Source organism: Nostoc sp., assembly GCF_036917135.1.
Lineage (GTDB): Bacteria > Cyanobacteriota > Cyanobacteriia > Cyanobacteriales > Nostocaceae > Nostoc.
The window spans coordinates 243,733-266,850 of record NZ_JBALEA010000091.1; the positions used below are offsets into that span (position 1 = coordinate 243,733).

Here is a 23,118-nt window from a genome sequence, read left to right on the forward strand (position 1 = left end):
GTTATGTGTGTGGGTGATCAAAAATCTCAGGACGTTTAGATAAAGCGCGATCGTAATAACGTAAGCAGTAATCCAGCCAGCCCCGGATATAATCGCAACCATGACGGCCAGATGCAATGACTTCAGCATGGCAGCCGCCACCGCACAGGTAACGTGCCCAGCAAGAACGACAAGGTTCTTGGCGGTCAACCGATCGCGCTTGCAAAAACTCCTCACGGGCTACTTGAGAAGGGCCATCAGCAAATGTTCCCAAGGCAAAGCGGTCTTGGTCGATGGTACGGTGGCAGGTAAAGTAATTACCTTCAGCACTCACAGATACATAATTGTCGGCGGCACCACATGGCAATGGACGGCAGGAACCCCGGTGAATTTCCCGCAGGGCGATCGCTAAATTAGAAAAGCGAAACTCCTGACCTCTCAACACTTCTTGCCATTCAGCTTCAGCTACCCGAATCATTTCTTGCAGAAAAATTGACCAGTCCTCTGAGGTAAAAGCCAACTTCGGATCAGGAGATGTCTTCAAAGGGCTAACGCCAATTTCTTGAAACCCGATCGCACTCAAAGCCTCAACCCGTTCCAACACCCGCAGGTCATCACGAGTTACTGTAGAACGTGCTGCTATCTTGGCTCGACCTGGATTGTTGAGTAGGGGACGCAGGCTATCTACAACTGTGGCAAAGCTGCCTTTACCACGATGGTTACTGCGGTGTAAATCGTGAATCGTTGCACCGCCATCAATACTCACCGACACAGCAAAAGCATTGTCCCGCAGGAGTTCAATGTCTGACTGATTGAGTAGAGTGCCATTGGTGGTGACAGAAAAACCTACAGAGATCCCGTGACGAGCAGCCAGTTCATTGGCATATTCCACACTCCGGTATAGAGTAGGGCGATTGAGAAATGGCTCACCACCAATAAAGCCGATGGTGACTCGTCGTCCTTGGGCTTGCTCAATCAGTCGCTCGATTGTCTTCAAAGCAACTTCCACTGACATTAAACGTTGCTTTCCCCCAAAGCGCCCTTCATCCGCGTAACAATAGCTACACGCTAAGTTACAAGATTGTGCCAGATTGAGAGATATGGCAGTTGGCTCTCTATCAGCGTGCCAAGGACTAACTGCTGCTTGAGCAGAGGGGACAGTAGCACGTAGTTCGGCGATCGCTTCTGGATTGCCATTTGCCAAATCTGCAAAAAAATCTGGGCTAACTTCAAAAAGTTGGGAGTTGCCCATCAAAAATACCAATGGTTTATCACCTGCTATCAAGTGAAACCAAGGTTGGGGACTCTCTGCAACCGCCAAATCAGAGTTTGCAAAAGTAGATTGCATATATTAATCCTGTGATTCGGAACGACGAGCTATAACTCTGGCTATGTGCTGGCGAACTGGTGTAGCTACTGTGGCAACTGGAGCAACTTGGTTAGAGGTAAGAGCCAATTCAGTTGGAGTTTGGGCGCGAAGCTTGTCCACAAACCCTAGAATCTGATTATACTGCCGCCTTGTTAGAGATAACGCCGTTGCATCCGAGTCACGCATGTAAGGAGGCATACGCATATCATGAACGCGATCGCGTTCGATACGGACATCTCGATGACGGGGTTCGGGTGTTTCTGGTGGCTGTTCGCCCAGTTCTGCCACCACGCCGTAGGGGGGACGCAACAAATACTCGACCCGTACACCAAAGGTACGCAGAAAATCGGTCAGGGCTTCCACATCTGTTAAAGACGCATGAACGCTGGCAGCAACTGCTGAGTAAGGTAAGTGGTCACGCGCTACAGGTTGACTAATCAAATCTGGCACTTTATCTGCATAAGGCTTGTCTTCGGAAGTCATACTACCAAAATCGGTACGGGGTGGCGATTCTGCAATAGGTTCAGGTATAGTACTGTCCGCATTTTCACTTAATGCCCGCGATCGGTTGGCATCCAAATTTAGTAAACTTAATGTCTCGAACACACGTTGGAAGAGATCAGCAATTTCTGAGGTAGTCAGCTGTTCGTCATCTAACGCTGGAACAGGCAAATCGCGGTCAGCTAAGTCATCAGCTAAGGTTAAGAAAGGACGGCGGTCAGGAGCAAAGTCCGGCGGCCCTGAGAAGAATCGAGTCACTGCCCTAAACCGCTCACCACCCACTACAACAAAAGCTGTAATTATACCATCACAGGTATCATCCACAACACCCCAAGAGCGCTCACTTGTTACAGGAGAATCCACATCAGCCCCATCATAGGTATCATAAGGGTCGGGATTGTTATAACGTGTGAAATCAGCGTTGTAATTGAGCCATGAGGAATTAGAATTGAGAATCCGATTTTGTTCTAAAACGATTTCATGTATGCGTCTAGTTCCGGGAGCAGGGGCTGTGGTAGCCGTTGGTGGCCCGTAGACATGGCCATAGGCAGGCGTAAACCGAATGCGGAGTACACCCAAGTCTACCCCCATCTCCACAGCATCCACAGGGCGAATCACTTGAACGTGCCCCAGAGGTATAGGCTTATCGGGCAAAACTAAGGGTTCCGAACCTACTCCCCGTGGACTGGTTGCCAAAAGTGGGTAAGGCTGAGAATTACTAGCGCGAACCTCAACCCTGGCACTAAAACCACAGGTGCGATCGCCAGTGCGCCTTGCTGCTTTTAAATTTGCCGCCTCTACCACGTAAGAAACAGCATCAAGAGGTACTGCTAATTCTTGAAGAAGTTTGTTTGTTAGGGGAACTTCTTCGATAGAGCCATTGGAATTTTGGACTTGCGCCCATAACTCGAAAAATGGCGCAACTGGACGAAAGAGGTTTTGATCTTTAAAGTGAATAATGCTAGGTAGATAGGGACGGATTGAGCCATCTGGTTGAATTTCCAGACTAATTGCTGGCTCAATAATTGTTTTAGCTGCACCATGTAGGGTGGGGTCTTCCTGCCAGGTGAAACTCTCTAACGGGATATTACTGCCACCTAAGCGACCAATAGCCATTGGTGGATAGAAGAATACTTCAAGTAATCGAGGCTGCACACAAACCTCCGATAAGAAATACTGGGACATAACCGACGCTAGCGTACATTCCCTGAATTTTATTGAATAGTTAATATAAATTGTGTTAACTATTTTTTCAGTGTTGAGTTTCAACTTGTGAATAGCAGTAATTGGGAAAACAATATAGCGATCGCTGGAGTGGGATTGGCTGCCGCCGCCGTAGCGATGCGGTTGCTCAGTTGCGGCTTCCGCCCTTTACTGCTGAGTCGTGGACTGCCTGACATCAAAGGCGTTGAGGCCATTCCTGAGTCAGCCTTGCGGCTATTCGATGCCCTTGAGTTGACACCAGCTTTGCAGATGGCAGGCGGTTTCTGGGTAGAAGGATTTGAAAACGCTTGGGCCAGTAACGAATCTGCAATCAGACCGGGAAGGTATATACATGTTGAAAGATCCTCACTAGCTCAAGCAGCGATCGCTATGGTGATTCATCAAGGTGCAACCGTAGTATCTAGCAATACAATTGCACCACTTGTTGTCGAAAAAGAATCGGTGCGTTTAATGGTAGGTGGCGTAGAACAACGATTTGCCGCAGCTATTGACGCCACAGGACGTTCAGCACTGTGGTCACGACCGATCAAACGACATCAAAGGCAGATGGCCCAAATTTTTAGTACTTCGGGAAATGAGAATTTATTGCGCGGGCGGATAGTCCAATTTTCAGGAGGATGGGCTTATCGTCTTGGCCTGCCGGATACCATGACAGTTGGTGTTGTCAGTTCGCACCATACTAGTTATCAGCAGGTTCAAGACATAATCAGAGAAAGTTTGTGTCTTCCCTCGACGCAACTACACTTACTGGGACGCCGACCAGTCTCTCCCCAGTGGGCAGAAGAACCTATTCAAGACCGGAGACTGGCTGTAGGAGATGCCGCACTGGCATACAGCCCGATTGCCGGACAGGGAATCCGTTTTGCATTATCGAGTAGCTTGGCTGCTGCTGCTGTGGTTCGTACTTGGCGAGATTCCCCAGCAGAGCGAGATTACGCCACACAGTATTATCGCGAACTAGTAGGTGCAGAAAGGCTCCGACATCTATCTAATATCGATTCCTTATCTGTTAATCAACCTCCACCTAGTACTAACCCAACACAATCCTCTTTTAGTAATGCTTCGCTGCCATCCACTGTTTATTACACTGGGCAAACCAAGATGACAGGACTTTACATCAATGGGCTGATTAAATACACTGAAGCGATCGCTCTGCCCGATGGTAACCTAGTTCGCAGGCTGGGTAACTTTGACCTGTTGACTATGCGGGAGTTTTGCATCGCTCCACGAGCGACTGCCAGCTTAATCGAGCAATTGCGCGGGCAGCTATTAAGTCAGACAGAAGCGCTCTACTTAATTCGTTGGTGTCTAGAACGAAACATTCTCTCAACCGCAGACCTATAATTCCATAATGTTATCAAGACCCCGTTTCAATCCTATTAGGACTTACGCATTCTCTACGAATTCTTGGCGTTCTTGGCGGTATGCCTGCGGCACGCTACGCGAACGAGAAATTAAGCTTTTTGGCAATTTTTGCGTAAGTCCTACCTATGAAATAACTCACGAAAAAGCGAATAGCTAATTTAAGCAAGCTACTGTAAATGGGTAGACTTACACTAGATTATGATTGCATGGAATCTGACACAAGCTAATTTAAAAATCAAGCACCAAGGATGACGGTGCTATTGATGCAAGTGATAAAAAGAAAGAAACCATAGGTTTGATACTAGCGATCGCAGTTTACACCAGACTGGTCTGGAAGAAGCGGTTAACAGGGCGTGCCAATCCGAGATTTTCACGCAGCGTCTTGCCCTCATACTCTTTGCGGAAGATCCCACGGCTTTGGAGTTCTGGCACAACCTTGTCAACGAAATCGTTCAGCCCTTCAGGAATAAAAGGGAACATGACGTTGAAGCCGTCAGACCCTTCCTCTGTCAACCATTGTTCCATATCATCGGCGATAGTTTGGGGCGTGCCGACGAAGGCCAGCCCGCCGTAACTACCGATGCGTTGAGCTAGCTGTCGAATGGTCAGGTTCTCGCGTTGCGCCAGCGCGAGAACTCGTTCTCGTGAGGTTTTTCCGGCGTTAGTCTGGGGGATTTCCGGCAAGCAACCGTCTGGATCAAAGCCCGAAACGTCGTAGCCAAGGGCGCTATTCAGGCTGGCAATCCCACTGTCATAATGTACTAGACTGTCCAAATGTTCACGCTTGGCACGCGCCTGTGCGACGGTTTCACCCACGATGACTAAGACACCTGGAAGAATTTTGATGCTATCTGGATCACGTCCGATCGCCTGCGTGCGACCCTTAATGTCGGCAAAGAATGCCTTGCCTGCCTCTAGGCTGCCAGCTGATGCAAACACGACCTCGGCGGTTTCGGCGGCCAGTTGACGACCTGCTTCGGAGGCTCCCGCCTGAACAATCACTGGCCAACCCTGGACAGGTCTAGCGATGTTCAATGGCCCCCGCACCGAGAGATGTTTTCCTTTATGATCAAGAACGTGAATTTTTCCGGGATCGAAATAAATTCCTGATTCTACATCTCGAATGAAAGCATCGTCAGCGAAGGAATCCCAAAGACCTGTGACGACATCATAGAATTCCTTAGCCCGCACGTAACGTTCGTCATGCTCTACTTCCTCTTCTAATCCGAAGTTCATTGCTGCGTCTGGATTTGATGTGGTGACGATGTTCCAGCCAGCGCGACCGCCACTGATATGATCGAGAGACGCAAAGCGGCGAGCGATGTGGTAAGACTGGTCGTATGTCGTAGAAGCGGTGGCTACCAGCCCAATGTGTTCGGTGACGCTGGCAAGGGCAGAAAGCAGGGTAAAAGGCTCGAAAGAAGTGACAGTATGGCTGCGTTTGAGCGCGTTGACTGGCATATTCAGCACCGCTAAGTGATCGGCCATGAAGAATGCGTCAAATTTGCCTTGTTCTAGTTTTTGAATAAATTGTTTCAGCGCCGGGAAGTTGAAATTAGCATCAGGCAAAGCCCCAGGATAGCGCCAAGCGCCAGTATGTATGCTGATCGGGCGCATGAATGCACCCAGTTTCAATTGCTTCGAGCTGCTCATCTGGAATGGGTTATTAGTGAATACAAGTCTTTAAGTATGGGAAAGACAGCCGATGTAACGGGCGATCGCTTTTACAACTCAAGAGTCGCTAGTCACGAGCCTGATCGCAAAGCCGTCGTAACCTTTACTAACCACGGTGTCGTAACCTTTACTACCGACGGTGTTGATTAATTATATAATACGGTAAATCTATCAATTTAAAGTATTATAATTTCAGTGGCGATCGCTTCCTTTGATATACTACTTATATTTCTCCATGCCCATTGACTATTTAGCGTGAAGGATTAACCCGTGGTTAAACTAATTTTACCGATAGAACTTACTGCCGAGATTGAGCCACACCTACCATCGGATACAAAATTTGTGCGGGTAGATAGTGATGGTAATTTTGATAGCGATCCTAGTGATGCTGAAGTTTATCTCAATGGGTTTAAATTGAAACCGACCACTCTACATAAGGTGCTAGCGGCTGCTCCTGGAATACGTTGGCAACAGACTCCTAGTGCTGGTGTAAATCACATTTTGACACCGATTTTTCTCGAACACGATATTACTCTGACTAATGGCGCGGGGGTTCATGCGATTCCGATTTCGGAATTTGTCTTAAGTTTGATCCTCTATCACGCCAAGCAGTTACGGAAACTGCAAGCAGATCACGATCAACACAAATGGGAAAAAAGCTGGTTAGTACTACCAGAGTTAGCAAATTCAACTGTGTTAATTCTTGGGACTGGAAACATAGGCCAAGCGATCGCAGCTCGTATTAAACCATTTGGGGCAAGAGTTTGGGGTGGTCGTCGTCGTCCTGAACCTCTAGCAAATTTTGATAAAATCGTCGGTGCAGATGAATGGCACGCACTGTTGCCAGAGGTTGACTATATAATTGTTGCTACACCTTTGACACCAGAAACTAAAGGTTTAATCAATGAAACAGTACTGCGATCGCTACCCAGTCACGCTTATTTAATTAATGTCGGTCGCGGTGCAGTTGTAGATGAATCAGCATTAACTAAGGCTCTCACTCAAGGCTGGATTGCAGGTGCAGGATTAGACACAGTTTCTATTGAACCCTTACCGCCAGAAAGTCCTCTATGGTCGTTGCCTAACCTCTTTATTACACCCCATACTTCCGCAATTTCCCCAGCATTGAAAGGACGTATTACAGACTTGTTCCTTGATAACTTAGAACGTTACCGAGGCAATAAGCCTTTACGGAATGTAGTCAATAAGGAAGCAGGCTACTAAACAAATTTATACAGCGATGATATGAATACAAAAACTTTTCAAGTCTCGGCAGCACAGAGTGTCATTACCACTGATGTCTTAGTTCTGGGTGGCGGGCCGGCTGGCAGTTGGGCAGCACTTTCAGCAGCAAAGCAAGGTGCCCGTGTCGTCCTAGCGGATAAGGGGTATTGCGGTACATCAGGGGCAACAGCTCCATCCAATACTGGGACATGGTATCTTCCCAAAGGGGCAGAACGTGATGCAGAAATTGAGCGTCGGCTGTCTCGCTCATCAGGACTTGCCGATCGCCGTTGGTTGCAGCGTGTGATTGAGCAGGCACAAATAGGTTTAGATGATTTAGGAGATAACGGCTATCCTTTTCCTTTTGATGAGCAGGGCAATCCCTACCGTGCTAACTTGCGCGGGCCAGATTATATGCGCTTCATGCGGCAGAGAGCGGGAGCAGCTGGTGTAAGCATTCTTGACCATCATCCCGCACTCGAACTACTTTCGGCCGATGGTGCGATCGCAGGTGCAGCAGGTATTCATCCGCGCACTGGGAATCGTTGGGAAGTCAGAGCAGGTGCCGTTGTGCTGGCGACTGGCGGATGCGCTTTTCTGTCTCATGCACTAGGTTGCGATGGTAATACCGGTGATGGTTATCTCATGGCAGCAGAGGCAGGAGTCAGGTTATCTGGGATGGAATTTTCCTCGCAATATGGCTTGTCACCTGCTCATACTTCTGTGACTAAGGGATTGACCTTTACCTTCGCCAGTTTTTATCTTGAGGATGGCTCTCCCTTGCCGGAAACTGGGGAAGACCGAGCTGTACGTATTGCACGCCAGTTGATTGCGGGTGAAAAAGTGTATGCCCTGATGAATCGCGGCAACCCTATCGAACATGAATGGTTGCGCCAGGGTCAACCTAACTGCTTTCTACCATTTGAGAGGATTGGTTTAGATCCATTCCAGCAACCCTTCCCAGTGACGCTACGCTCCGAAGGAACTGTTCGCGGCGTAGGTGGACTGGAAATCATCAACAATGATTGCGCGACAAAAGTGCCCGGACTTTATGCCGCCGGTGATGCAGCCTCTCGGGAAAATCTTACGGGGGCAGTTTCAGGAGGGGGAAGCCCTAATGCATCGTGGGCGATCGCTAGTGGGACTTGGAGTGGTCGCGCAGCAGCACTTTTTGCTGCCTCTTTAGGCGACAAAGCCGGGACACGCTTGGTTCGTGGTTTAGGTCAAGCAGGTTTGCGTCCCCGAAAACAGCCGCTAGAGGATGAGCTAATATCGGAAGCGATTAGTGCTGTTCAGGCTGAAACCTTGCCGCTTGATGTTAATTTCTTTCGTTCTGGAGCGAGGATAGCGCTGTCACGTCAACGTTTGGATGCAGTATGGGCAGATATTAGCGATTATCTAATAGGTGAAGGTCGCAATGCTCTACGCGCACGGGAAGCTGCGGCGATGGCGGCCACAGCTCGCTGGATCTGGGCGAGTGCGGATGCACGTAAAGAAAGTAGAGGAATGCACCGACGCACAGATTTTACAAAAACTGACGTGCAACAAACAAGAAGAATATTTACCAGTGGTATCGATGATGTTGTGGTTGTCGCCCCAGAAAATCAATTGCAAGAGGTAGCGTAATGATTGAAATTGTTAATAGCGATCGCTGTATCGGCTGTGATATCTGCGTAAAAGTTTGCCCGCGCGATGTCTTTGATTCTGGAGACGATGGAATAGCTGTAATTGCTCGTAAATCAGATTGTCAGACTTGTTTTTTGTGCGAGTTGTATTGCCCTGTTGATGCGCTTTATGTGTCGCCTTATGCCGAACTGGATGATGAGGTTAATACAGAACAGTTAATTACCCAAAACTTGCTGGGTAGTTACACACGTAACATGGGTTGGCATCATGGCAAAATGGGAGGCACTGACAAAGATCCAACTCAACAACTTAGAATTTTGAACAGGGCAAGACAGGATAATGCAAAATTGAATGAAACATAAGCAGCAGTAAGGTTTTAAACTAGTGTGGCAGAACTGGAGAAAGCGGAAGTTCGGCTTAATATAGAGTAGACGCGCTTTGCGTAGCTTCTCGTAAGGGACTTCCAAATAAAAAAATACTCAACTACTTCTTGTGGGGTGGGCATCTTGCCCGCCCATATACAAAGGCGGGCAAGATGCCCACCCCACAAGATTGGGTAATTTATTTGTTGGAAGTCCCTAAAGACAAGATACTATATCTGCAATATGGTGTATGCAGATAGCGATCGCCCAGCCCCTAATAGTCCGCCACACAAAGTTAACGTGGTGGCCAACTTTAGGCAAAAACAGGTAAAACAAAGGCTTTTAACTCGCCTACGCGGGTTTTGCCTGTGTAGCCGTGACTTGCAGTACAAGATTACTCTATGGGCGATTTCCAGATGGGTGCTGATGCCCTAGTATAGGATGGGGTGTGTAAGGTTCCTCTAAAAATTTGCGCTCTTCATCAGAAAGCTCTAAATCCACAGCCTCCACAGCCTCTTTAAGATGTTCTATCTTACTAGCGCCAATTATCGGAGATGTTACACCTGGTTGATGCAATAGCCAAGCTAGGGCAATTTGTGTAGGTTTCACACCCCGTTTTCCGGCTAATTCAACTACGCGATCGACTACTTTAAAATCTGAATCTTGATAGTAGAGATTGTGAGCAAATTCGTCAGTTTTTGCCCGTAGTGTTTGGCCATGGTCTGACTTACTGCGATTCCCTGCTAAAAAGCCCCGCGCCAAGGGACTCCAAGGAATAATACCAATCCCTTGATCTAGGGCTAAGGGTATCACTTCTCGTTCTTCTTCCCGATAAACTAGGTTGTAGTGATTTTGAATTGATACAAAACGAGTCCAGCCGTGAATGTCTGCTGTATAAAGAGCTTTAGCAAACTGCCATGCGTAAACACTAGAAATTCCTAAGTAACGGACTTTACCTGCTTTGACAATATCATGCAGTGCTTCTAGGGTTTCTTCAATTGGTGTTTCATAGTCCCAACGGTGAATTTGGTACAAGTCTACATAATCAGTTTGTAGCCGCCGCAAAGAAGTATCAATGCTGTCAAAAATATGTTTGCGAGATAGTCCTCGGTCATTAGGCCCATCGCCGACTTTGCCATGTACTTTAGTAGCAATCACAACTTGATCTCGTTTAGCAAAGTCTTTTAGCGCTCGTCCGACAATTTCTTCACTAGCACCCAAGGAATAGACATCGGCGGTATCAAAGAAATTAATCCCCAATTCCAAAGCCAGTTTGATAAATGGACGACTTTCTTCTTCTTCTAATACCCATTCGCGCAATTTACGCGAACCATAAGTCATCGTGCCTAGTGTAATCCGGGATACTTTGAGTCCAGTTTTGCCAAGATTTACATATTTTGTCATACGGTTTGCTCTACTTTTTGTTGGGATGCTTAATGGTTGTGATATTTATATAGCCTTTTGACATTGATTTTCCTAGAGTATTGCAGAGCTATAAGCATTGCTTTGCAAAAGCTAGGACACAAAATACTATATATGAATCGACTTGCCGGAGTTAACAGCTATAATATTAAGAATTGCATATAAATGAGAAATATGGAACAGGAAATCAGGAAATGTTTGGCAGAGGGGGCTGTTGGTAAAATCTCTCGGATCTGCAATCTGAAAAAATCTCAGTAGTCTTGTAGTCTTGTAGGGTGTGTTACGGCTTCCGTAACGCACCAAAATCTTCGGGTGGTGCGTTAGCCTACGGCATAACACACCCTACAAAACTACTTTTCAAATTTCAAGAAAAATTTTTAATGTAGTCATATTTATCGATATATTTAAAGTGCTCTAAAATAATTAAGGCTATAATTCCCTGAATAAATTGTTATTTTAGTTAAATTAAATACCTGGAATACTATTAGTAAAAAATAATTTTATTACCTTGGATAATAAAAGATAACATCAGGTACATAGAAAATATGTGGCAATAAATATACAGCACTCAAAACGGGAATTCCTTTTTTAGACATTAACCATGAACGTCACCATGCTTACGCTGGTTATGCAGGTTTGGTGGTACTAGCACGCGAGCTACATGAAGCCTTGTATAGTCCTATATGGGAGCAAGTTAGCAAACCTGCTCCTTGGGATGAAAAAATTAGCTATCAGCTATAGGCGCAACTTTCTTCTGTAAAGTCGGTGTCATTAATCATCTCCCGCTAACTTTTTGATTAGCGGGAGATTCTTGGTATTTGTACCAGATATTCCCCAAATTAATACGCTTTACTATATTATTTATAAATATCGCCTTAGCTTTTACAGGCACAAATACTAGGTTATATAAAAAACTATATGTGAGGTAGCAAATGGTTCAACCACAGGCAAGCTCTTTTAATACAATTAGTCCAACAGCTTTGATGGTAGCCTACACTAGGCAGTTTACTGATATTCCTTATAGCAAGGAATTAGCTCAATTAGTTAATGCCGAAAGCTTCATAGAGAAACTGCAACAACAAAAATTAACACAGCCTTCTGAAGTGTCTGTTCTTGTTGAGGCTCGTTACAAAGCTATTAATAAAGTAATATCTCAACATTTGCAATTTGAGGCTACCAAAATTATCGAGTTAGCATCTGGATTATTACCTCGTGGAATGGTAATGTCTCAAAATAAAAATATCACTTTTGTTGAAAGTGATTTACCTGAAATGATTTGTCAGAAGCAGCAACTCGTAAAACAATTGATTGAAGAACGGCAGAATTTGTATTTTGCAGCAATTGATGCTACTAGTCAACCTAGTCAGTTTCCTTTGAACGTAAATTATTTACATAAAAACAAACCTGTAGTTATTCTATGCGAAGGATTGTTAACATACCTAACCTTAGCAGAAAAACAAATGGTGTTTGCTAATGTTCGTGAAATACTGCAAGTTTACGGTGGTGTATGGATTACACCCGACCTAACAACTTTTGATGGCTTGAATCAACTACGGCAGATTAGTCCTGGGTTGCAAAGACTCAATCAAACTGCAAGTAATGTCTCTGGTCGAGCTATTAATAATTATCACTTTGAAAACATCGACCATGTGAAACAGTTTGCTTATGGACAATGATTTGATATTCAAGAATACAGTATGCTCGAAGTGATAAATCAAATTACTTGCTTAAAGCCTTTAGGGATTGAGCCTGATGTTGTTAAATCAATGTTGGCTATTGGCTCTACTTCTGTTTTAACCGTTAGATAAAACTATTCAAAGCTAGTTAATAATAGTATTTTCTTTACAAGATTAAGATAACAATTGGGTGCTTTGAACTTCGGCCACTTTCAAATTTAACCTAGCAACATCGGTGTTAATCCCTTTGCCTTTGAGGATTAGGGACATGGGGGCGAACTATGCCGCTTGCGTAACTGTTTCTTAACCGCAAGGGCGCAGTAGCTCCCCTATGTAAGAGTCACTTACTGTCTAACTAACAGAAGCGACTTGTTCACCGAGCAATCCAACGGCTTACTGCTGGCAATTGTGCAGAGAACCAGAGCGCACCTAAAATAATCAGACTACCACAGACAATCAAGGCATTAGTCGCACCAAAATTATCTGCCAAAGTCCCAGCTAACAAATTTCCAAAGGGCATTGTACCCACCATTGCTAGGGCGTAAAAACTCATTACCCGTCCACGCTTATCCTCGGTAACTAGGGTTTGAATAATCATATTACTACTGGTAATGTTAAGGATAGAAAAGCAGCCTACAAATACCAGAATAATTATAGATAACCAAACTTGACGCGAGAGTGAAAAGAATATCAAACTCATCCCAATCAAAACTTGAGCGACTACAATCAAACGCTCTAAGCCTACAATTCCTCGTCTGACACTTAGATACAAACAAGCAAACAACGAGCCAATCGGTGCTGAAGTGCTGAGGTGAGCCATTGTTGTTGCGTTCCCATTGAGAATCTTTGCTGCAAAAACAGGCATCAGCGCGACATGAGACATCCCGACGAAACCATGTAACGCTAGCATCAATAAAATTACTCTAATCGGCTGGAATTTCCAGACATATTCAAAGCCCTCCCGCAATTTCTCCAAAGTATCGCTAATGCCCGTAAGGGGTTGCATCTGTCTGGCTGGCAACCGCATCACTAGCAAGGTAAATATGGCAGGAATATAGCTGAGGGTATCGTAAAGAAAACAATATTTTACCCCTAGTGTCGCAATCAAAATCCCGCCCATAGCAGGCCCCACGACGAGAGAGGAACTTAACATTACTGAATTCAAAGCGATGCCGTAGGCGGGCTACGCCTACGCATTACCCCAATCAGCGCGATCGCCTACGGTTTCGGTGACGATTGTATGGCGCACGGGCATATCTAATCCCTTGAGCAAACCATTGAAAGCACTCAGTACCAAGAGGATAGGAAAGGTAATCGTCCCCTCTTTCGTGGTCAGAACATTGATCATGCTGCCCAGGTCGAGTTCACATCTCGTTTTGGCGAAGTGACTTTCGCCCATCCCTTGGGAGAGCCTGAACCAGTTCCGGGATTTCCCCAGATCAAACCTGTAGACCGTAGACTCTATGAAAAGCAATATGGTTTTCGCACTGGCGGCCCTTGGCACACAGATGTAACGGCGGCGATCAACCCACCAGCAGCGTCAATTTTACGCGCAGTTAATGTCCCTAGTTTCGGTGGTGACACCCAGTGGAGTAATCTCGTTGCCGCTTATGAGGGACTCTCAGCACCCTTGCGATCGCTAGCAGATACATTAAAAGCGGAACATCGCTTCAATGGAGGCGGTTATCAACCGCGTAATAACAAATTCGACGAGCGCATTGCTGTCAATCCTCTAGTTTCTATTCACCCAGTCGTCAGAGTTCATCCTGAGACTGGTGAGCGTGCCTTGTTCGTCAACCCTGGCTTCGTCTCCCGAATTGTTGATGTGTCACCAGAAGAGAGCAGACTGTTGCTAGAGTTGTTCTTTAACCAAGTCACCAAACCTGCCTACACCACCCGTTTCCGTTGGAACAACGGTGATATCGCCTTCTGGGACAACCGCGCCACCGTACATTTGGCTCCTCAAGATTTGGATCATTTGGATGTCGAACGTCTCCTCTATCGCACTACTATCACAGGCGATGTTCCAGTAGGGGTTGATGGTTTCCGTTCAGAAGTGGTTCAAGGTGAAGCTTTCAGCGCTAAAGTACCAAGCGTCTTCAAGCAGAAAGCTGAGTCTAAGGAAGCACAACCAGTCTTTTCGTAAAGCTGAGTCATGAGTGCTGAGTGCTGAGTAAATTAAAAAGTACTCAGTTCTAAAGGTTTAACAATCTAAGAATATAGAACGAAATGAGGTCGTTGATTGTTGACTGTTAACTGTCAACAGTACGGGATTGACAACCATGATTAAACCTTATGTCAGGAAACGAATAAAAAAATAAAACCCTGAAAGGTAAGTAATTCTCCAGCCTTGTTAGGCTTAAATAAATCTCGTCAAATTGAAACTGAGGTACAAGAAAATAGTGACATTTATTTTTCTAATCATCAACAATGGAACCATGAATGCGGATGGAAGAATACCTTAAATAATCTGCGTCTCATTGCCCAACCACTCTTACTATTTTGGTTGATTTATCCCTGGATACATATTTTCCCAAATTCTAATTTATTGCTGGGATTCAATCAATTAATTAGTGAAATGAATCAATTTAAACCCTGTTATGCTTCTGGATAATTTCACTTAGTTACTACTTGCTAACGCCGGAGAGGGACAGAAGAGGGTTAATGCTAAATCAGTAGTAACATTCTTAATGTTTGCCATTGTGCTGATGTCTGTAGTTTGAGAGAGAAAGCTAAATTAGTGTGGCAGCAACTTGATAATTTTATGTCTGCCTAATTTTTTACCCTTCTGTGGGTTCGCAAGCAGTCTCAAGAGCAGCTTACATATCTGCAATGCCTGCGACGGGCTAACCTACGCATTTCGCAGGTGTATTTCACTGAACTGGAGGAATCGGTGCAGAGGTTTTTGGAGTCGTTGGGGAGGCTGTATCAGGCTTATTTGACTACTCTGGAAGAAAAAGTGTTGAGTATTTTGGAGTCGAAAATTAAAGTTTAATTATCAATCTCTTATTTACTCAAACTTATTTTCGATGGGAGCAAACAGCAAGTAATTATTCTCAAAATGAGAATTGGTGTATAGTTTGAGTTATGCCAGATTATCCTCTCAAGAGTTGCTTTATGATTGCTCTACCTGGTATTGCCATCCAAGACAAAATATACGAAAGTTCCAATTCTCTAGTTTATCGGGGCATCAGAGACGATGGAGTAGGGATCGTCGTAAAAATGCTAAAGCTTGATTATCCCTCACCTCAAGAACTAACTCGCTACAGACAGGAATATAAAATTACCCGCTCCCTAAAATTAGAAGGAGTTATCAAAGCATACAGCCAGCAGGACTATCAACGCACTCTGGTGATTCTCTTAGAAGATTTTGGGGGAGAGTCCCTAGAGCAATGGATGCACAAGCGCCCAGATATCTTTTGCCCCATGCCCTTATCCACTTTTCTTGGTGTTGCGATCGCCCTCACAGACATTCTAGGCAGAATCCATGCAGCCAATGTCATTCATAAAGATATCAACCCTGGAAACATAGTCCTTAATCTGGATACTGGCGTTGTCAAAATTATTGACTTTGGAATTGCTACTGAATTTAACCGCACGAATCCGACTTTCAAAAGTCCTCATGTTTTAGAAGGGACACTCGCATACCTATCTCCAGAGCAAACTGGGCGCATGAACCGTTTACTCGATTACCGCACCGATTTTTACTCCCTTGGTGTGACGTTCTACGAACTGCTAACTGGACATCTGCCGTTTCCCACAACGGACATGCTTGAACTAGTCCATTGTCATATAGCTAAACAGCCTGTTCCGCCTCATGAAATAAATACAACGATTCCTAAGCCAGTTTCAGATATCATTCTCAAACTGATGGCAAAAAATGCTGAAAATCGCTATCAAAGTGCCTGGGGAATCAAAGCGGATTTAGAAATTTGTGTTCAACAATTAGCAGAAATCGGTCAAATCTCTAGCATTCAACTTGGGCTTCAAGACGTTTCGGATCAGTTTCAAATTCCCCAAAAGCTGTATGGGCGGGACAAGGAAGTTGCAATGTTACTGGCGGCGTTTGTTCGCGTAGCGTGTCCGGAGGACAATCGTGTAGCGTGTCCAGAGTCAAATTGCGTCGCGGCTTTACCAAACAATTCAGAAACGACTTCACAAAGGGAACAAGCGGGCGAACCAAAATTCCAAGTCGAAATGATGTTGGTATCTGGCTATGCTGGCATTGGGAAATCTGCGTTAGTGCAAGAAATCTATAAACCAATTACCCAAAAGCGCGGCTATTTTATCTCTGGTAAATTCGATCAATTTCAGCGCAATATTCCCTACAGTGCGATCGCAGATGCTCTGCAAAAATTGGTGCAGCAACTGCTGGGTGAACCAGACGAACAAGTGCAACAGTGGCGATCGCTCTTACTTACAGCTTTGGGAAACAACGGACAAATCATCATTGATGTGATCCCGGAAGTTGAATTAATTATCGGCAAGCAGTCACCTGTATCAGAAGTTGGAGCAACTGAAGCTCAAAATCGCTTCCACAGAATCTTTGGGCAGTTTGTGCGGGTGTTTTGTTCAAAATCACATCCCCTGGCGATCTTCTTAGATGATTTGCAATGGATAGACTCAGCAACGCTGAATTTAATTGAGTTGATGCTGCTGGATGAGCAAGCCCAATCACTATTTTTGATTGGAGCTTATCGAGATAATGAAGTGAAGCCAACGCATCCATTAGCATTAATGCTAGAGAGACTGCGAAAACAAGGGGCAGTGCTTCAAGAAATTATCTTAGCACCCTTAACGCTCTTGCCGTTGAATCAATTGATTGCCGAGACGCTGCATCAGAATGCAGACATCGTTTGTCCCTTAACTGAGTTAGTTTTGCGTAAAACTGAGGGTAATCCGTTCTTTGTCAGTGAATTTTTGAGAATGCTGCATAGCGAGAATCTGCTGACATTTGATGCACAACACTTATGTTGGCAATGGAACATAACTGATATTCAAGCCCAGAATATTACCGATAATGTGGTGGAGTTGATGCTTCACAAGTTGAAGAAACTGCCAGAAAATACACAGCAAATTCTTCGGTTAGCTGCTTGCGTCGGCGCTGAATTTAATTTAGATACTCTATCGATTGTTTGTGATAAACCACCTGAAACGATTTTTCAATATTTACTAACAGCCATACAAGTTGGATTAATTCAACCACTATCTGAATTAGATGAAAACTTGTTAATTCAAGAGTATAAGTTCTTGCATGATCGCGTGCAGCAAGCCTCATACACCTTAATCGATGAGTCGCAAAAACAAATTGTTCATTTACAAATTGGTCGCAATCTCCTCGGAAAAACTTTGCCAGAGAGACTATCAGACCGACTGTTTGAAATTGTCGATCATCTTAATCATGGAATTGAGCTTGTCACAGATCAACTAGAACGCAATGAAATTGCTAGATTAAATTTAATCACAGGACAGAAAGCAAAAGCTGCGATCGCCTATAGTGTGGCTCAAAACTATTTAGCTAGAGCAAGAGCATGGCTGGCAGACTCCAGTTGGCAAACTAACTATGATCTGACCTTAGAGTTATATACAGAAACAACAGAAGTCGCGTATTTGTGTGGCGAGTTTGAGCAGGTAAAATCCTGGGCAGTGGTTGTTCTGCAAGCAGCCAAAACGGTTCTCGACATCGTGAAAGTTTACGAAGTCAAAATTCAAACTGACATCGCGCAGAACCAGCTATTAGAAGCAATCAACACTGGATTGCAAGTTTTGCAGCAACTGGGAATCAGTTTTCCTGAAACGTCAACCCAGTCAGACATTCAGCTAGAGCTAGACGCGATCGCATCACTCATTGGCGAGAAGCCAATCGAGGACTTGCTCCATTTGCCGGAAATGACTGAACCGCACAAGTTGGCGGCGATGCGAATCTTATCAAGCATCACGATTGCTGCCTATGTTGCGGCTCCTGATTTGATGCCTCTGCTTGTGTCTAAACAAGTAAACTTATCAATTCAATCTGGTAATGCTGTTGTATCTCCCTTTGCCTATGCCTTTTACGGATTAATTCTTTGTGGAACGAGTGGAAACATTGAGATTGGGTACGAGTTTGGACAACTTGCGCTAAATCTATTGTCACACCTTAATGTTCATTCCCTCAGAGCTAGAACATTACTCATTGTGAATAACTTTATTATTCATTGGAAAGAGCATATTAGAAACACAACCCAGCCCTTGCTAGAAGCCTACCAAAGAGGTTTAGAAGTTGGAGATTTAGAGTTTGCTGCTTATTGTGCTCATTGTTATTGCTTCCAATCTTATGCAGTTGGAAAAGAACTCGTAGAAGTTGAGCGCGAGATGACGAAATACAATGAAGCAATTCGTCAAATCAAACAAAAAACGGCGCTAACCTGGAACCAAATATATCAACAGGCGATCGCAAATTTGATGGGCTTTTCGGTCAACCCAACTCACCTAGTTGGCGAATTCTACAATGAAGAAAATGGATTGCCACAACATGAAGTAACAAATGATGGAACGGCAATATTTGATGTCTATTTCCATAAACTTTTCCTGTGCTACCTATTTTCTGAGTATGCTCAGGCAGTTAAAAACTCAACCATAGCAGAACGTTATTTAATCCGAATAACAGGCACACCTGTTGCTCCTTTTTACTATCTATATGATGCGCTGGCAAGACTCGCCATATACTCTGAAAGCAGCACTCAAGTGCAGGAGGAACTTCTCAAAAAAGTTACGGTTAGTCAGGAGAAAATGAAGCAATGGTCAAAGTATGCGCCAATGAATTGTTTGCATAAGTATCATTTGGTGCAAGCAGAGACGGCACGAGTTTTGAGCCAGTGGTTTGAAGCAGAGGAATTTTATGAACAAGCAATTCAAGGAGCCAGGGAAAATGAATATATCCAGGAAGAGGCGTTAGCTTATGAATTAGCTGCTAAACATTATCTGGTGCGAGGTCGGCAAAAGATCGCCGAAACCTACATGAAAGAAGCTCACTACTGTTATGAACGGTGGGGAGCAACTGCGAAAGTCAAAGATTTAGAAGCTCGCTATCCGCAGTTTTTTCCTCATTTATCCAGCGTGGCTTCCACACCAATCCGCACTACTGCTGGAACCACTTCTAATAGCTCACACATTGCTTTTGATTTAACGGCAGTAATGAAGGCAATTCAGGCGATTTCGAGCGAAATTGAACTAGATCATCTGCTCCGTTCCTTGATGAAGATATTAATCGAAAATGCTGGCGCACAAACAGGTTCTCTGATTTTAGAAAACTCAGGAAAATGGGTGATTGAAGCGTCTAGTGAACTTAATGAGGGTGAGAATGTCTATGCTACACAAGTGCTGCAATCTATCCCAACTGCAAATCATCTACCTGAATCAATTATTAATTATGTTATTCATACTCATGAATCTGTCATCTTAAATGATGCTACTCGTGAAGGTAATTTTATTAATGAGCCATATATTCAACAGAATCAAACTCAATCAATTTTATGTTTACCTCTGCTCAATCAAGGTAAGCTAGTGGGCGTGTTGTATCTAGAAAATAAATTAGCGGCTGGAGCATTTACACCAGAGCAAGTATCCTTTGGAGACGCTACGCGATCGCAAGTCTTAAATCTGCTATCCACTCAGGCAGCGATCGCGATTGAAAATGCCAAGCTCTACTCAAAGCTACGCACCAGCGAAAGTCAGATGGCTCAATTTCTAGAAGCGGTTCCGGTGGGAATTGGAATAGTCGATGCGACTGGTCGCCCTTACTATGCTAATCAACGGGGCATCCAGTTAATGGGCAAAGCGATTGACCCTGCCGTGCCACGGGATCAAATCGCAGAGGTTTATCAATTCTATCAGGCGGGAACGGATCAAATCTATCCTACTGAAAAACTGCCAGTTATCCGGGCGTTGAGTGGCGATCGCACCACTATTGACGATGTAGAAATTCGCCAAAATAACACCACCATTCCCATTGAGGTATGGGGAACTCCAGTTTTTGACGAACAGGGCAATGTGGCTTATGCGATCGGAGCCTTTCAAGACATCACAGAGCGTAAACAAACCGAACATCTCTTAGCCAATTACAATCGTACCCTGGAGCAACAAGTAGCCCAACGAACGGCAGCTTTACAGCAAAGTGAAGCAGAATTGCGCCATCGGGAACAGGAATTACGACTGATTGCCAACGCTCTACCAGTTCTGATCAGCTATGTAGATGCCAATCGATGTTATCAATTCATCAACCATACCTATGAGGTCTGGTTTAACCGTAGCCGCGATGAAATTCTGGGCAATCCTGTTCGCCAACTTCTTGGTGAGGCGGTTTATCAACGAGTTGAGCCGTATATTAATCAGGTGTTTGCAGGGCAAACGGTACCTCTAGAAACAGAGATCCCTTTTTCGCTTGGCAAGCGATACCTCAACGTGACCTTGATCCCTGATTTCGATGACAATGCTCAAGTGAGAGGCTTCTACAGTCTCATGACAGATATTAGCGAACGCAAACAAGCAGAAGAAGTGTTGCGTCAGTCCGAGGCTCAATTTCGAGAACAGGCAATCCTCTCCGATTTTCGCGCCGATGTGGATAGTGCCTTGGCTCAAAGTGCTAGTTTGCCCTTGATACTGCATCGCTGTGCCCAAGCCGTTGTTAAGCACTTTAATGCGGCATTTGCTCGGATTTGGACGCTAAATAAAGACAATAATGTTTTGGAGTTACAAGCCAGTGCGGGGATGTATACCCGTCTTGACGGTGAATACAGTCGAATTCCTGTAGGTAGCCTCAAAGTTGGACGAATTGCTCAAGAACGCAGTCCTCTGTTGACTAACAATGTGTTTGATGAATCATCCATTGATAAAGAATGGGCAAAACGAGAAGGCATGGTGGCATTTGCGGGCTATCCGATACTGCTGGATGAGCAGCTTGTTGGAGTTATAGGGATGTTTACTCGACATCCCATTCCGTCGTCTAACTTTGAGGCATTGGAGTTTTCAGCCCGCGAGATTGCATTAGGAATTAGACGCAAACAGGCAGAAGAAGCGTTGCAAGCCTCCGAAGCAGAACTTCGGGCGCTCTTTTGTGCAATGCCCGATCCGCTTTTGGTAGTAAATGCAGAAGGGCGGATTTTGAGAGCAAGCCTGATCGAGTCAGAGAAATTATCTAACCCGATTGACGAACAGGTGGGTCGAACATTTTCTGAAATTTTTGAGCGATCGCAAGCCGATACATTTCTTGGCTGTATTCGGCAAGCATTAAGCACTCAGCAGCCCCTAACGGTTGAGTATAGCTTGATTGTGGGAGGGTGGAAAACCTGGTTTGCAACTCGCATCTCGCCCATCTCAGAACATTCTGTCATTTGGCTAACAAGAGATATCAGCGATCGCAAACGAGCCGAAGAAGCCTCCATTCTAGAAGAGCGCAATTACATGGCACGGGAAATTCACGACACTTTAGCCCAAGCGTTTACAGGTATTATCATTCATGCTCGCTCTGCCTCCAATAAGGTAACGGCAGACCCAGAAAAAGCGCAAACTCTCCTCACTCAGATCCTCGACTTAGCCCGTTCTGGGCTTGCGGAGGCACGTCGTTCAGTAGAGGCACTACACCGCCCATACCTTTTAGAGAGCAGTAACTTACAGGATGCCTTAAGCCGTCTTGCTGCTCAATTAGACTCCTCGATCGCAACCCAAATCGTCTACGAAGTCATAGGTACACCCTATCCCCTATCCTCCGATCTGGAAAATAATCTGTTTCGGATTGGGCAGGAAGCTTTGACAAATGCAATCAAACATGCTGAAGCACGTGAAATCCACATTGAACTGATCTATGAACCGACCCAATGCAGCTTGCGAATTAAAGACGATGGGCAGGGATTTAATGTAGAAAACCAGGCGATGCAGAATGGCTTTGGTCTACTGGGGATGGCAGAACGGGCTGAACGCATTAGAGCTGAATTAAAGATTCAAAGTGACTTAGAGCAAGGGACAGAGATCGCGGTATCTATTAATCGGGGGTTAAGTGAGCATGAATCAGCCTAGTAGCATTCGCGTTCTGGTTGTGGACGATCATCCTGTTGTCCGCCAGGGTTTGATCGGAATGTTAGAGGAGGCTCCAGATATTGTCATTGTTGGTCAGGGGCGAAATGGGCATGAAGCGATCGCAGTTTTTCAGCAACAGCAACCTGATGTGACTTTGATGGATTTACGGATGCCCGATATGGGAGGTGTTCAGGCGATTACGCTTATTTGCAATGAGTTTTCCAATGCCCGAATTATTGTGTTGACCACCTATGACACCGATGAAGAGATTTATCGAGGATTGCGAGCCGGGGCAAAGGGGTATTTACTAAAGGACTCTGAGCCAGAGGAACTATTGACAGCAATTCGTACTGTAACTAGGGGACAACAGTATATTCCCCTCAACGTGGCTGCCAAGCTAGCCCAACGGATAACTGCTCCAGAACTGAGCGCTCGTGAGTTAGAAGTTCTCCAGTTAGTCGGACAGGGCATGAACAACCAAGAAATTAGCACTGCTCTCAATATTAGTGAAAGTACAGTGAAGACTCATATCAACCGAATTTTAAGCAAGCTAAATGTCAAAGATCGCACCCAGGCAGCCATTATTGCGTTGAAACGCGGAATTGCTAGCTTGTGAACTACCTACAGCGACCTAACTTTTAGTCTC

General features: G+C 45.0%; 16 protein-coding genes and 2 pseudogenes. 12 read left to right on the top strand and 6 right to left on the bottom strand.

Features of this window, described 5'->3' with window-relative positions; genetic code table 11:
* Position 1: 1 nt before the first annotated feature.
* Together V7K50_RS29860 and V7K50_RS29865 are read right to left on the bottom strand one after the other, a co-directional pair.
* Positions 2-1,327 (bottom strand): radical SAM/SPASM domain-containing protein, encoded by a 1,326-nt coding sequence (locus tag V7K50_RS29860; RefSeq protein ID WP_334966510.1) that lies wholly within the window; start codon positions 1,325-1,327, stop codon positions 2-4.
* Between the two features lie 3 nt (positions 1,328-1,330).
* The gene (locus tag V7K50_RS29865; protein ID WP_334966512.1) at positions 1,331-3,004 is read right to left on the bottom strand and encodes a hypothetical protein; all 1,674 of its coding nucleotides are present in this window, start codon (positions 3,002-3,004) and stop codon (positions 1,331-1,333) included.
* Positions 3,005-3,121: 117 nt separating this feature from the next.
* Here V7K50_RS29865 and V7K50_RS29870 point away from each other — a divergent pair, with 117 nt between their 5' ends.
* Positions 3,122-4,417, top strand: coding sequence for an NAD(P)/FAD-dependent oxidoreductase (locus V7K50_RS29870; protein ID WP_334966514.1), 1,296 nt, complete (start codon positions 3,122-3,124; stop codon positions 4,415-4,417).
* A gap of 336 nt (positions 4,418-4,753) precedes the next feature.
* Here V7K50_RS29870 and V7K50_RS29875 read toward each other — a convergent pair whose 3' ends face one another.
* Positions 4,754-6,091 (bottom strand): LLM class flavin-dependent oxidoreductase, encoded by a 1,338-nt coding sequence (locus V7K50_RS29875; protein WP_334966516.1) that lies wholly within the window; start codon positions 6,089-6,091, stop codon positions 4,754-4,756.
* Between the two features lie 36 nt (positions 6,092-6,127).
* On the opposite strand from V7K50_RS29875, the gene V7K50_RS29880 reads away from it, so the two are divergent.
* From V7K50_RS29880 to V7K50_RS29900, 5 genes are all read left to right on the top strand, one after another.
* Positions 6,128-6,262, top strand: a complete 135-nt coding sequence (locus V7K50_RS29880) for a hypothetical protein (protein WP_334966518.1) — start codon at positions 6,128-6,130, stop codon at positions 6,260-6,262.
* Positions 6,263-6,382: 120 nt separating this feature from the next.
* Positions 6,383-7,336, top strand: a complete 954-nt coding sequence (locus V7K50_RS29885; protein ID WP_334966520.1) for a D-2-hydroxyacid dehydrogenase — start codon at positions 6,383-6,385, stop codon at positions 7,334-7,336.
* Positions 7,337-7,357: 21 nt separating this feature from the next.
* Positions 7,358-8,962, top strand: coding sequence for an FAD-binding protein (locus V7K50_RS29890; RefSeq protein WP_334966522.1), 1,605 nt, complete (start codon positions 7,358-7,360; stop codon positions 8,960-8,962).
* A complete protein-coding gene (locus V7K50_RS29895) occupies positions 8,962-9,324 on the top strand; it encodes a 4Fe-4S dicluster domain-containing protein (RefSeq protein WP_334966524.1) in 363 nt (120 codons plus the stop codon). Before V7K50_RS29890 ends, V7K50_RS29895 begins: the two co-directional genes overlap by 1 nt.
* Before the next feature lie 243 nt (positions 9,325-9,567).
* Complete coding sequence (locus V7K50_RS29900) at positions 9,568-9,759, top strand: hypothetical protein (RefSeq protein ID WP_334966526.1); 192 nt, start codon at positions 9,568-9,570, stop codon at positions 9,757-9,759.
* Here V7K50_RS29900 and V7K50_RS29905 read toward each other — a convergent pair.
* Complete coding sequence (locus V7K50_RS29905) at positions 9,724-10,728, bottom strand: aldo/keto reductase (protein WP_194145020.1); 1,005 nt, start codon at positions 10,726-10,728, stop codon at positions 9,724-9,726. The genes V7K50_RS29900 and V7K50_RS29905 overlap by 36 nt on opposite strands.
* 570 nt (positions 10,729-11,298) lie before the next feature.
* Here V7K50_RS29905 and V7K50_RS29910 point away from each other — a divergent pair.
* Positions 11,299-11,487, top strand: a pseudogene (locus V7K50_RS29910) (nitrogenase iron-molybdenum cofactor biosynthesis protein NifE); the annotation flags it as partial.
* A 191-nt stretch (positions 11,488-11,678) separates the two neighbouring features.
* A complete protein-coding gene (locus V7K50_RS29915) occupies positions 11,679-12,422 on the top strand; it encodes a class I SAM-dependent methyltransferase (protein WP_334966528.1) in 744 nt (247 codons plus the stop codon).
* Between the two features lie 373 nt (positions 12,423-12,795).
* Here the strand turns inward: V7K50_RS29915 and V7K50_RS29920 are convergent, their stop codons facing one another.
* Positions 12,796-13,587: an MFS transporter gene (locus V7K50_RS29920; RefSeq protein ID WP_334966530.1), complete on the bottom strand. Its 792-nt coding sequence runs from the start codon at positions 13,585-13,587 to the stop codon at positions 12,796-12,798.
* Between the two features lie 24 nt (positions 13,588-13,611).
* Entirely contained in the window at positions 13,612-13,770 is a 159-nt protein-coding gene (locus V7K50_RS29925) for a hypothetical protein (RefSeq protein WP_334966532.1), read from the bottom strand.
* On the opposite strand from V7K50_RS29925, the gene V7K50_RS29930 reads away from it, so the two are divergent.
* The 4 genes and pseudogenes from V7K50_RS29930 (at position 13,762) to V7K50_RS29945 (ending at position 23,088) form a co-directional block, all read left to right on the top strand.
* The gene (locus V7K50_RS29930; protein ID WP_334966612.1) at positions 13,762-14,568 is read left to right on the top strand and encodes a TauD/TfdA dioxygenase family protein; all 807 of its coding nucleotides are present in this window, start codon (positions 13,762-13,764) and stop codon (positions 14,566-14,568) included. The genes V7K50_RS29925 and V7K50_RS29930 overlap by 9 nt on opposite strands.
* A 192-nt stretch (positions 14,569-14,760) precedes the next feature.
* Positions 14,761-15,036, top strand: a pseudogene (locus tag V7K50_RS29935) (IS701 family transposase); the annotation flags it as partial.
* A 503-nt stretch (positions 15,037-15,539) separates the two neighbouring features.
* Positions 15,540-22,472, top strand: coding sequence for an AAA family ATPase (locus V7K50_RS29940; protein WP_442944682.1), 6,933 nt, complete (start codon positions 15,540-15,542; stop codon positions 22,470-22,472).
* Positions 22,459-23,088 carry a response regulator transcription factor gene (locus tag V7K50_RS29945; protein ID WP_334966536.1) on the top strand — a complete coding sequence of 210 codons (630 nt, stop codon included), beginning with the start codon at positions 22,459-22,461 and terminating at the stop codon, positions 23,086-23,088. The genes V7K50_RS29940 and V7K50_RS29945 overlap by 14 nt, the downstream gene beginning before the upstream one ends.
* The last annotated feature ends 30 nt before the right edge of the window (positions 23,089-23,118 follow it).

What these genes read in the sequence shown, in the direction of transcription:
- V7K50_RS29860 (WP_334966510.1), bottom strand. Translation starts at nt 1,327, where the DNA reads ATGCAATCTACTTTTGCAAACTCTGATTTGGCGGTTGCAGAGAGTCCC.
- V7K50_RS29875 (WP_334966516.1), bottom strand. Translation starts at nt 6,091, where the DNA reads ATGAGCAGCTCGAAGCAATTGAAACTGGGTGCATTCATGCGCCCGATC.
- V7K50_RS29880 (WP_334966518.1), top strand. Translation starts at nt 6,128, where the DNA reads ATGGGAAAGACAGCCGATGTAACGGGCGATCGCTTTTACAACTCAAGA.
- V7K50_RS29890 (WP_334966522.1), top strand. Translation starts at nt 7,358, where the DNA reads ATGAATACAAAAACTTTTCAAGTCTCGGCAGCACAGAGTGTCATTACC.
- V7K50_RS29895 (WP_334966524.1), top strand. Translation starts at nt 8,962, where the DNA reads ATGATTGAAATTGTTAATAGCGATCGCTGTATCGGCTGTGATATCTGC.
- V7K50_RS29900 (WP_334966526.1), top strand. Translation starts at nt 9,568, where the DNA reads ATGGTGTATGCAGATAGCGATCGCCCAGCCCCTAATAGTCCGCCACAC.
- V7K50_RS29905 (WP_194145020.1), bottom strand. Translation starts at nt 10,728, where the DNA reads ATGACAAAATATGTAAATCTTGGCAAAACTGGACTCAAAGTATCCCGG.
- V7K50_RS29915 (WP_334966528.1), top strand. Translation starts at nt 11,679, where the DNA reads ATGGTTCAACCACAGGCAAGCTCTTTTAATACAATTAGTCCAACAGCT.
- V7K50_RS29925 (WP_334966532.1), bottom strand. Translation starts at nt 13,770, where the DNA reads ATGATCAATGTTCTGACCACGAAAGAGGGGACGATTACCTTTCCTATC.
- V7K50_RS29940 (WP_442944682.1), top strand. Translation starts at nt 15,540, where the DNA reads ATGATTGCTCTACCTGGTATTGCCATCCAAGACAAAATATACGAAAGT.
- V7K50_RS29945 (WP_334966536.1), top strand. Translation starts at nt 22,459, where the DNA reads ATGAATCAGCCTAGTAGCATTCGCGTTCTGGTTGTGGACGATCATCCT.